At 65.0% G+C, this 10,709-nt stretch carries 12 protein-coding genes; 5 read left to right on the top strand and 7 right to left on the bottom strand.

Features of this window, described 5'->3' with window-relative positions; translation table 11 throughout:
• Together I71_RS31990 and I71_RS31995 are read left to right on the top strand one after the other, a co-directional pair.
• The coding region (locus tag I71_RS31990) for an MATE family efflux transporter (protein WP_042703836.1) at window positions 1–1,154 on the top strand (1,154 nt) is incomplete at its 5' end.
• Window positions 1,155–1,179: 25 nt separating this feature from the next.
• A complete protein-coding gene (locus I71_RS31995) occupies window positions 1,180–1,803 on the top strand; it encodes a TetR/AcrR family transcriptional regulator (RefSeq protein ID WP_244434185.1) in 624 nt (207 codons plus the stop codon).
• A gap of 347 nt (window positions 1,804–2,150) precedes the next feature.
• Here the strand turns inward: I71_RS31995 and I71_RS32000 are convergent, their stop codons facing one another.
• Complete coding sequence (locus I71_RS32000; protein ID WP_042703838.1) at window positions 2,151–3,080, bottom strand: LysR family transcriptional regulator; 930 nt, start codon at window positions 3,078–3,080, stop codon at window positions 2,151–2,153.
• A gap of 126 nt (window positions 3,081–3,206) precedes the next feature.
• On the opposite strand from I71_RS32000, the gene I71_RS32005 reads away from it, so the two are divergent.
• Window positions 3,207–3,608, top strand: a complete 402-nt coding sequence (locus tag I71_RS32005; protein ID WP_042703840.1) for a nuclear transport factor 2 family protein — start codon at window positions 3,207–3,209, stop codon at window positions 3,606–3,608.
• 289 nt (window positions 3,609–3,897) lie between these two features.
• Here the strand turns inward: I71_RS32005 and I71_RS32010 are convergent, their stop codons facing one another.
• Entirely contained in the window at window positions 3,898–4,287 is a 390-nt protein-coding gene (locus I71_RS32010) for a helix-turn-helix domain-containing protein (protein WP_042703842.1), read from the bottom strand.
• A gap of 145 nt (window positions 4,288–4,432) precedes the next feature.
• On the opposite strand from I71_RS32010, the gene I71_RS32015 reads away from it, so the two are divergent.
• The gene (locus I71_RS32015; protein WP_244434186.1) at window positions 4,433–5,128 is read left to right on the top strand and encodes an SDR family NAD(P)-dependent oxidoreductase; all 696 of its coding nucleotides are present in this window, start codon (window positions 4,433–4,435) and stop codon (window positions 5,126–5,128) included.
• 210 nt (window positions 5,129–5,338) lie between these two features.
• Here I71_RS32015 and I71_RS32020 read toward each other — a convergent pair whose 3' ends face one another.
• Window positions 5,339–6,454 carry an NADH:flavin oxidoreductase gene (locus I71_RS32020; protein WP_042703846.1) on the bottom strand — a complete coding sequence of 372 codons (1,116 nt, stop codon included), beginning with the start codon at window positions 6,452–6,454 and terminating at the stop codon, window positions 5,339–5,341.
• 812 nt (window positions 6,455–7,266) lie between these two features.
• Window positions 7,267–7,596, bottom strand: a complete 330-nt coding sequence (locus I71_RS32025) for a multidrug efflux SMR transporter (RefSeq protein ID WP_244434187.1) — start codon at window positions 7,594–7,596, stop codon at window positions 7,267–7,269.
• 272 nt (window positions 7,597–7,868) lie between these two features.
• On the opposite strand from I71_RS32025, the gene I71_RS32030 reads away from it, so the two are divergent.
• Window positions 7,869–8,786: a LysR family transcriptional regulator gene (locus tag I71_RS32030; protein ID WP_042703849.1), complete on the top strand. Its 918-nt coding sequence runs from the start codon at window positions 7,869–7,871 to the stop codon at window positions 8,784–8,786.
• Between the two features lie 110 nt (window positions 8,787–8,896).
• Here the strand turns inward: I71_RS32030 and maiA are convergent, their stop codons facing one another.
• From maiA to I71_RS32045, 3 genes are all read right to left on the bottom strand, one after another.
• The gene (maiA, locus tag I71_RS32035) at window positions 8,897–9,556 is read right to left on the bottom strand and encodes a maleylacetoacetate isomerase (protein WP_049976444.1); all 660 of its coding nucleotides are present in this window, start codon (window positions 9,554–9,556) and stop codon (window positions 8,897–8,899) included.
• A gap of 339 nt (window positions 9,557–9,895) precedes the next feature.
• Window positions 9,896–10,384 (bottom strand): NUDIX hydrolase, encoded by a 489-nt coding sequence (locus tag I71_RS32040; protein ID WP_042703851.1) that lies wholly within the window; start codon window positions 10,382–10,384, stop codon window positions 9,896–9,898.
• A 29-nt stretch (window positions 10,385–10,413) separates the two neighbouring features.
• Window positions 10,414–10,709 (bottom strand): MarR family transcriptional regulator (locus tag I71_RS32045; RefSeq protein WP_042703852.1); only part of this gene is annotated, 296 nt, incomplete at its 5' end.

Consider the following 10,709-nt stretch of genomic DNA (forward strand, 5'->3'; position numbering starts at 1 on the left):
CCTCGGCCATCGCGCGGGCCTTGGGAGCGAAACGCCGCGAGGACGCCGAAGCGCTGATCTGGCATGCGGTCGTCCTGGCCGGCGCATTCGGCATCCTCTTTACCGCGGCGGCTCTCCTCGCCGGACCGATCCTCTATCGGGCGATGGGAGGAACGGGACCGTCGCTGACGGCGGCGCTCACCTATTCCGGGGTCGTGTTCGCCGGCTCCATCCCGGTCTGGGTCACCGCCCTGTTGGCGTCGGCCCTTCGCGGCGCCGGGAATGTGAGGGTGCCCGCCCTGGTGATCTCGTCCGGCACCGGTCTCCTCATCGTCCTGTCGCCGGCCCTGATCTTCGGCTGGGGGCCTTTGCCCCGTCTCGGCGTGGCCGGCGGCGGTGCCGCGGTGGTCATCTACTATCTGTTCGCCGCGCTGGCACTGACACTGTATCTGCGCTCTTCGCGGAGCCTTCTGAAACTGAGGATCGTTCCCCTGCGCCTGGGCCTGTTCAAGGACATCCTCGGGGTCGGTCTCCTGTCGGCGGTCGGCACCGTCCAGGTCAATCTCACCGTCGCCCTCGTCACCGCCGCGGTCGGCCGGTTCGGCGCCGATGCCATCGCCGGGTACGGCATCGCCTCGCGGCTCGACTACCTCCAGATTCCGCTGATCTTCGGGCTCGGCACCGCCTTGGTCACCATGGTCGGCCATACCATCGGCGCCGGGCAGATGGCACGGGCGCGCCGCATCGCCTGGATCGGCGCCGCCATCGCCTTCGGCATGACCGAGGCCATCGGCCTTGCCGCCGCGATCTTCCCGCAGGCCTGGGTCGGCCTGTTCAGCGACGATCCGCAGGTGTTGGCGATGGGCACCCTCTATCTGCGCACCGTGGCGCCGGTGTACGGTGCGGTCGGGTTGGGCTTGGCTCTCTATTTCGCCAGTCAGGGAGCGAAGCGCGTCCTGCTTCCCGTCCTGGCCGGCACCGTGCGCATGATCATTGCAGCCTTCATCGGCTGGTCGGCCGTGATCTGGTTCGGCGCCAGCCTTTCGACCCTGTTCCAGGTCACCGCCCTGGCAGCGATCTCATACGGCGTTCTGACGGTCGCCGCCATGATCGGCGGTGCCTGGGGCCGGCATTCCGCCTTCCGGCCGCCGGGCCGGAAAAGCCCTGCCGGATAGGCAGAGGTGGAGGATTGCATCCGTCATGCACATCTTCTATAGCGTTCGATCGAAATCCAAGGGGCGCATCATGCGTGTGAGCCGTATTCAGGCTGAGGAAAACCGGCAGACTGTGATCAACGTGGCGAGCCGCCTTTTTCGGGAGCACGGTTTCGACGGCATCGGTCTCAAGGATCTGATGGAGGCGGCGGGTCTAACCCAGGGCGCCTTCTACAAGCAGTTCGCATCGAAGGAGGATCTGGCAGTCCAGGCGTCGACGCGGGCGCTGGAGAGCGCGTCCAGTCGATGGACGGCGGCGATGACGGCAAATCCGGAGGATCCGCTCGGTGCGGTGATCGGCCTTTATCTGAGCCTCGGACATCGCGGGGAAAGGACGGATGGCTGTCCGATCGTCGCGCTCGGTTCGGATGCGGCCAGACACGGTGACGAGGTGAAAGCGTCATTCGAAGCCGGCATCAGGACACATCTGGAAGCCCTTGAGCGGCTGATTTCGCAAACGCAGGGCGAAGAGTTCACGAGCAAGGCGATGGCGATCCTGTCGATGATGGTCGGTGCACTGACGATCTCGCGTGTCGTCAACGACCCCGATCTCGCCAAGGCGTTTCTGGATACCGCCACCGCACAGGTCCGTGCCATCGCCGCCGGGTGAAGGGCCGAACGCCATTGAAAGCGTCGCAAGGGACGCCGGTGGGAAGTGAACTGATGGTAGGGATGTCCCCATCCCTCGGCATTGCAGTGTAGCAGGATCGATCTCGCCCCGGTTCGGCGGACGCCTCCGAGCGACGCTGCGAATGGAGCGGGAAGGTGTCTGACGACGACCAGGCGATACTTCAGGGGCGCGTTCAAGTCCGAGACCGTTGCCCTGCCGGAAGGGAGCGGCCTGCCATCGGAACCTGAGGCGTGGGAGCCTGGCCGGCAAACCTCGGTGCTGCGGACCTTGCGGCAGGTGGCCCGATCGTGCCGACGGTGCGATCTGGCGTCTTCGGTGGCGGCACTCTATCCCAAACTTCCGGCGAAACGCTCGGCAAGACGGTCCCGGCGGAACAGGTCGAACAGTGTGTCGATGAAAACACGCGTCTTTGCCGGCATCTGGGCACGGCTCGCATAGTAGAGCGAGATCGCGCCTGCGTCCGCGTACCACCGGGGCACAAGGCGTAGCAGATCGCCCCGCTCCAGATGCTGAAGCACGTCCGGGACGGCAAGAAACGCAACGCCCAGCCCGAGCAACGCGGCCTCGCGCATCGCCGCCGGATCGTTGACAACAATGCTCTCAGGCAGCAGCGCCGGCAGTTCGACACCCGCCACGTCGCGCATGGTCCACTGGCGCACCCGGCCGGTGTGGGCGGAGCGCATGACGATTCCCTGGTGCTGCGCCAGTCCGGCTGGATCGACAGGCGCCCTCCGGCCGGACATATAGGCCGGCGACGCCACCGCAATCATGTGGGCGGGCGCGAGCGGGCGCGCCACCACGCCCGGCGCCAGGTCGAAGCCGCCGCCGATCGCCGCATCATATCCTTCGGCGATCAGGTCAACCGGGCGGTTCTCGAAATGCCATTCCGGCCGGATCAGCGGGTGGCGGGCCAGAAAGGCGGGCAGGAGGGGCAGGACATGCGTGATGCCGAAGGTCGGCGGCAGGCTGACCTTCAGCACGCCGGCCGGCTGTTCCGCATTGGTCGCGACATCGGCGATGGCGGCCTGCAGGGTTTCGAGAGTGCCGCCGATCGCCGACAGGAAGCGCTCCCCGGCCTCGGTCAGGGTCAACCTGCGTGTCGAGCGGTGGAACAGCCGGACCCCGACATTGCGTTCCAGCATCGCGACGTTGCGGCTCACAGCCGCCGGCGTCAGGCTCAAACGGCGCGCCGCAGCGGAGAAGCTGCCGGTTTCGGCGCTGCGGACGAAGGCTTCCAGATTGGCGAGCGTTTCCATCCGATCATCTTAAAGCAATGCTTGAAGATGATCCAAACCATTCCCTGCTAACGCCCGCACCGAACCATGTGAAAATCTGAACCGTCCCACGGCGGCTACCAGGCCGCTCCAGCAAGGGTAAGCACAATGTCCTATGTGGATCACACGGCGCATTCATCCGAAGAACCGGACTACAACCGCCTTCTGCGCTCGAACCTGGAACATGTCTTCAATGAGCGGGACGCAGGGAAGCGCGCCGCGGCCATCGCAGACCTCTTCGTGGCTGAGCCAATCATGTACGAACCGACCAATATCGTCAGGGGACGTGCGGCCATCTCGGAGGTCGCGGGCGCTCTCCTGGATCAGTTCGGACCTACGTTTCGTTTTCAGCCGGAGGGCGACGCCGTGGGCCATCACGGCCTTGGATCGCTCTCATGGAAAGCGGGGCCGGCCGATGGCCCGGTTGCGGTCACGGGAAGCGATGTGGCGGAAGTCGTCGATGGCAGGATCGCCAGACTGTGGGTGCTGCTCAATCCGGCGAAGACCTGAGTGGATCATCAGCCAAGCTGTCGAAAGAATTGAGCATATGGCGCTGCTCGGCCGAATGGATCCATGCGGCTCGCGATCCGCCGCACGTCCGTCCGTTCGCCCCCCTCAACTCCTGCAGCCGAAGCATCATTGCGCGGCTCCCAAGCCGATGCCGATGCCCCTCACCATCTGCCAGGGTCAGTGATCTCTGCCCATCCGGCGGATGCCCCGCCAAGCCTTCCACGGTCCCGTCTCGCAACGGATCGCAATTTGGGGCGGTGTGTGAAGGAGGCGGCATCGCCTCCGGTCGCTAAAACTCCTCCGATCCTCCGGTCCCTCTCGATGTGTCATAGGCACGCTGTGCCCGTTCCATCGCGGGGCCGTTGGCCAGCGACCAGCTGTAAAGGGCGGCAAAGGGTTCGCGTAGCGAGCAGCCGAGAGGGGTAATCGTGTACTCGACGCCGATCGGCTGCGTCGGCAGGACTTTGCGACTGACAAGGCCGTTGCGCTCCAGGCGCTTCAATGACTCGGACAAAGCCTTGTGGGTGATGCCGTCGAGGCGGCGCTTGAGGTCGTTGAACCGCGCCGGCTGCGTGCAGAGGACGCTCAGGATCAGCACCGTCCACTTGTTGGCGATATGTTCGAGGATGGGTCGCGTCGCAGTGACATCGAGCGGCAGTTCGAGCACGTCTTCGGGCATGGGTATACGCCTCAATATCTGAGCATTGTTCCGGTATCTAAGCACTATCTGGTGCCTTCTTGTAATTAGATATCGAAATGATAGCTATTCCTCGTCACCAGCGATGTGAGGACGCATGAGCAGGCTTTCAGGAAAAATCGCCGTCGTGATCGGCGGCCATGGCGGCATCGGCGGCGCCATTGCAGAACGGTTCGCGGCGGAAGGCGCCACGGTTTACGCCACCAGCCGTCGCACCGAAGAGGGGGAGGTCGGGCTTGGGACCGGCAGGCTGCGCGCGCGCCGCGTCGATGCGTCCGATCTGACGGCGCTCGCCGCCTTCTTCGAGGCGGTGAGCCGCGAAGCAGGCCGGGTGGACGTACTCGCCGTCAACGCCGGAATCTCCGAGTTCGCGACCCTCGACGACATCGACGAGGATCATTTCGACCGGACCTTCAACATCAACGTGCGCGCTCTGCTGTTCGCAACCAAGGCTGCGACGGCGATCATGCCGGATGGTGGCACGATCGTGCTGGTTGGCTCGATCGCCGACGCGATCGGCACCAGGGGCTATGGCGTCTACGGGGCAACCAAGGCCGCCGTGCGCTCGTTCGCGCGGACCTGGGCCAACGAGCTGGCGCCCCGCAACATCCGCGTCAACGTCGTGGCGCCGGGACCGACCGACACCGCCATGATGGCGGCGGCATCCGACGAGGTGCGGGAAACGCTGACGAAACTGATCCCGCTCGGCCGTATGGGTCGTGCCGACGAGGTGGCTTCGGCCGCGCTGTTCCTCGCCAGCGACCAAAGCAGCTTCATCACCGGGGCCGAGCTGCCGGTCGACGGCGGCATGGCGCAGGTCTGAGCTGCGCCGCCGGTCCACCGGCATGGGTCCACCGACATGGGTCCACCGAAATGGCGCGGCCCTCGCAGGCGTTCTCGGCATGACCGGATTCACCGCCCCGGTGGGGACGGGCTGCGCCGTCATCCGCGTCTCCGACCTTCGGAGCGGAAGCGTGATCGCTCCGCGTCTCGGGTCCGCTTGGTTCGAGGCGATGAACGGCGCATCCAGGTCCTACACCAGTTCGGCGAGCGCGGCGGCGTCGAAGTCCTTCAAGGCGCTGCTATTGCCGGTCCGTACCTTCTCCACCCATGCCGGATCGGCAATCAGGGCTCGGCCGACGGCGATCAGGTCGAACTCATCGCGCTCCATCCGCTCTATGAGTTTGTCGAGCTTGGCCGTTGACGAGCCCTCGCCGCCGAACGCGCCCATGAAGTCACCCGCGAGGCCGACCGAGCCGACGCTGATCGTGGCCGCACCGGTCAACTTCTTGGCCCAGCCGGCGAAATTCAGGCCCTGCCCGCCATCGATCTCCGGGAACTCTGGCTCCCAGAATCGGCGCTGCGAGCAATGCAGCACGTCAACGCCGGCCTCCACCAGGGGACTCAGCCAATCGGCCATGAGATCGGGCGTATCCGCGAGCCGCGCGCTGAAGTCCTGCACTTTCCATTGGCTGAGGCGCAGGATGATCGGGAAGTCAGGTCCGACGCTCGCCCGGACAGCCGAGACGACCTCTGCGGCAAAGCGCGAGCGTTCGCGGATCGAGGCACCGCCATAACGGTCGGTCCGACGGTTGGTGGCGGCCCAGAAGAACTGGTCGAACAGGTAGCCATGCGCCCCGTGCAGCTCGATGGTGTCGAAGCCAAGACGCTTTGCGTCGCTGGCGGCGCGGGCAAAGGCGGCAATCGTCTCGGCGATGTCGGCATCGTTCATGGCAACGCCGCGCTCGATGCCCGGTGCCTCCAATCCGGACGGGCTTTCGACGGGCGAGTCCGGTACCCACTCCGTCAGGAAGCTCTTGAGCGCTCCGGTGTGCCAAAGCTGCGGGCCCATCCTGGCCCCGCCATCGTGAACCGCATCGATCACGCCCTTCCAACCCGCCAATGCCGCGTCCCCGTGGAAGAACGGGACGCGCGGGTCGTTCCGCGACGCCGGTCGGTCGATCACCGTGCCTTCGGAGAGGATGAGGCCCACCCCGCCGTCCGCCCGGCGGCGATAGTAAGCAGCGTGCGCCGCACCGGGGATGCCATCCACTGCGAAGCTCCGGGTCATTGGGGCCATGACGATGCGGTTCGCAAGCTCCATGGCGCCAATGCGGAACGGCCGAAACAGCACATCAGTAGCGGTCATCAGAGCACCTGCCTCCTTTGGAAAGGCCTCAAAGATATACAGGAGACATCAGGTTGCAAGAACGCACCTAGAATCGCCTAGGTATATGCAGGTAAACCGCATGCCTGAAGACGATCATTGCTCGACCCGATTGGCGATGAACGGTCGATGCTGTTGCAGACACGCTCAATGCGGGTCCGGTTCGATTCAGCCGCATCGGAATGTCACTTCATGAGATGGGCAAGGAAAGACAGTGAGGAGGCCCTGATCTTTTGCCCCGGTCATGCCCCTGAGCGCGGTGCAGGAGTTGTCGGGAACCGGCCCGCCCCGCTGCGCGATGATCTCGCCCTCACGTTGCCCGCCACGGCCATATGACCGCCCCGGCCAGTCATGCCGGACACCGGATGAGCACGCCAGATCTTGCACCACGCCGCGGGACACGATCCCGGTGACCGCCATTGAGCGGAATGCCGACTGCGCCGAAGCGGTTGGCCTGGCATCGGGCGACACACCCCTCAAGCGCCGGTCTGGGTATACACGTCGGTGTAAAGCTCCGGCGGATCGGGCAATGGACTGTTCTTGGCGAACTCCGCGGCTTCGAGCACCATGGCCTTGACGTCCTGGTCGATGGATTTCAGGTCTTCCTCGCTCGCATGGCCTTCTTCGAGGATCCGTGCCGTACATCTGGCCGCAGCGCTCCTCGAAGCGCCGGATCAGCAGCATGTTGCGGAAAGCGGTGATCTCCTCGTCCTTGGAAAAGGCGAGAGTCGGATCGGCATTGCGACCGGTCATGATGAGTCCTTCATTTTGAAGCAAGCGGCCGACACGGATGCTCAAGCGGTCGTCAGCTTGAGGCCGACGATCCCGCCGAGCGTGACGGCGATCCAGAAGAAGCGGGCGAAAGTCACGGGTTCATGGAACATCGCGATGCCGACGACGACCGAGCCGACCGCGCCGATGCCGGTCCAGACCGCGTAGGCGGTGCCGAGTGGCAGCGCCTGCAACGCCTTGCCGAGCGCATGGACGAAGGCGGCGAGAAGAACGAAGGACAGGAGAGACCAGGCCGGACGGCTGTAACCGTCGGCCATCTTCACACTCACGGCCCACGCGACGTCGAGAATGCCGGACAAGATGAGCAGTGCCCATGCCATCGCCGATCCCATTCCCATCTCCTTGTCGTCAGTTTCTTGTCCTGCAATCCTGTGCGGGCGCGATCGCGCCGGCCCGGGCAGAGCGGAATGATAGGAATAGGGCTGCAGACCGTGTGTTGTGGTTTGGCAAACAGGAATTTCCAGCCGGCAATTGCCTGCTGTTTCCTTCGAGCCCCAAATTGGGATGTGCATGCCGACGCGCCGGCTGGACACTCCATGACCGGTGTCTTGCCGATCGGCAAGGGAAGCGTCGGTTTTCGAAGCGACTGTGTGAGACGGCAAGCATGACCGACTGGAACGAGTTCAAGATTGTGCTGGCCATCGCGCGCGCGGGATCGCTGGCCGGTGCGGGAAAGGATCTGGGCCACGATCAGTCGACGATCTTCCGGTGGCTCAATGCGATGGAGAAGCGTCGCGGGGTCCAGCTGTTCGACCGGGCGCCGGGCCGGTATGTCCCGACCGATGCCGGCTTGCAGATGGTGACGGCGGCGGAGCGTCTGGAAGCGGAAATCATGGCGCTCGACCGGTCCATCACAGGGCGGGACGCCAGACTGTCCGGCAAGCTCAAGATCACGTCCTCCGAGACGCTGGCCTTCCGCATTCTCAACGAGGTGCTGGCCTCCTTCCGGCGCGAGCATGACGGGATCGAACTCGAATTGCTCGTCGACAACCGGCAACTCGATCTCCTGCGCCGCGAGGCCGACATCGCCATCCGGGCGACCCGTCCCGAGGAAGGAGACTTGTTCGGACGCAAGATCGCATCGACACCGTGGACCTTCTACGGCAGCAGCGCCTATCTCGCCACTTGCGGCCGCCCGACGGACCTCGCGTCGCTTTCACGGCACGCCATCGTCGGCTGGGACAGCAGCGCGGTGGCTGCCGCATCCCTGTGGTTGACGAAGACCATATCGCCCCATGCTTTCGCCTACCGTTCGAGCAGCCTCATCAACCAGCTGATGGCGGTGAAGGCGGGATTGGGCCTGGCGCTCCTGCCCTGCTACCTTGGCGACCTGGAGCCCGGCATCGAGCGGGTTCTGGAGCCGCTCGACGAACTGACCAGGGAACTGTGGCTGATCACTCACAAGGACCTGAGAAACACCGCGCGCGTGCGCGCCTTTTTCGATCATGTCGGTGGTGGATTGCTGGCGCGCCGTGCGCTGCTCGAAGGCGGGTCTCCAAGGACTGCGGCGGCAACGGACTGAACGGATCGGGCGCCCGGCCGCCATCCCCTTGAGGCCCCGTGCGTTCGATGCGAAACGCGCGGTGCCACGGCGTCATGTTCGACGGGCGGGGTCACGCTCCCGTTCGATTCTCAATTCTCGGCGGTCCTGTTCTTGTAGCCGGGGTGCTGGAACGGATGTGCGTCGGCGAATGCCGGCAGCTCGAAGCACCGCTTCCCCAGCGCCATCACCCTGGGAAACGCCGAAACGTCCACTTCATAAAGGTCGGCGGTGACGATCTGGCCTGCGATGCAGATATCCGCGACCGTCGGTGCGGCCCCCAGCGCAAAGGGAGAGGCCGGGCGTCGCGTGAGCAGCCGCTCGTAGGTCGCAAGCCCTTCCCGCGCCCAATGGCTGCACCATGCCCCGATGGCGGCCGCATCCGCGCCGAATGCCTCGCCAAGATGCTTGCGCACACGCGGCACGACAAGAGGATGGGCATCGGCAACCGATACCAGGGCAAGCGACCGGGCATAGGCTCGCTCCTTCGCCTCGGCCGGCAGCAGCCTCGGCTCCGGCTGGAGGTCGTCGAGATATTCCATGATCGCCAGCGATTGGAAGATGCGATGGCCGTCGTGAACGAAGGTGGGGACCACATGCTCCGCGTTCACTTCGGCATATCCGGCATCGAACTGGCGTCCGGACAGGATGTCGACTTCGATCTCTTCAAAGGGAAGCGTCTTCAACGCAAGTGCGACACGGACGCGGAATGCCGCATTCGAGCGCCAGAAGCCGTAGAGCTGAATGGTCAAGGGATCGGTCCTTTCCGAGGTCTCCGTTGGGAACATATGCGAACCCGACCTGAAGGCCATGTTGGAAGCCGGCAAGAGACGCTTGCAGACTGGCAATCGGCCGGAGCGACCTGCTGCACGCCGGTGCCCTGGGCCGCCCTCGACACGATGGCAGGCTCTCTATTCGGCCGTCGGCTTGCGTCTGGACAGCCAGGCCCCCCAGAACAGGCTGGCAAAGAACCGAACCGGCTCCTCGAATCCCGCTTCGGCAGCGCCGCAGCGCTTTCCCGCGCCTTCTCCCGGAAATTCGGTTGTCCGCCCGTTCAGGACAAAGGGCATGACGGCGGCTGAGTGCTTGGCTCACTCCTCTCGCGTCGGATTGCCGAACTCCTGTGCGAGGAGGGCTTCCGCCTCCCGTGCCACCGCGGCGACGTCGAGGCTGAGCGCAAGTCCCGCCTCGTCAAGCTCGTCGAGGCCGAACCATTTCGCCTCAAGCGCATCGTCTCCGGCAATCGGCTGGCCCGCCCTCCATTTGCAGAGCACCGCGACCAGAATGAAATGCTGGCGAAGCCGGCCGTGCTCGTCATGATCGAAGGCATCCACCGCGGTGAAGACCCGGAGCGCTTCGGCGTCGATCCCCGTCTCTTCCCGCAACTCGCGGACCGCCGCTGTCTCGATGGTTTCTCCCGGCTCGATCTTTCCACCCGGAAATCCCCAGCGACCGGCGTCCGGCGGGTTGGCCCGCCGCACCAGGAGGATGTTTCCGTCGCGGAATACGGCCGCAATCGCCGCCGCAATGGGACGGAATGCCGGGGCGACGGGAAGGGATCGGGTGATCTGGACTGGCATGGCTACTCCTCATGGATTCCTTGTCGATCCTATGACCCGCTTCTGGCGACGCCTGTGAGCCATCGCCTGACAACGGCTTCGTCCGCTTCGGAAAGCGGCTCCGAGACTTCGCGCTCCAACGCCTGCACGCGGTCCCGGCATCGGTGCAACAGCGACAGGCCGCTGGGCGTCAGTTCGATCTGCAGGATACGGCCATGGACACTGTGCGGCAGCCGCCTGATCGTCCCGGCGCGCTCCAGATTGGCGACGATGACGCTGACCGTTTGCGGTGTCAGCATGGCGAGGCGAGCGACGTCGGCATTCGAAATGCCTGGATAGGCGTCAG

Source organism: Azospirillum sp. B506, assembly GCF_000333595.1.
GTDB lineage: Bacteria > Pseudomonadota > Alphaproteobacteria > Azospirillales > Azospirillaceae > Azospirillum.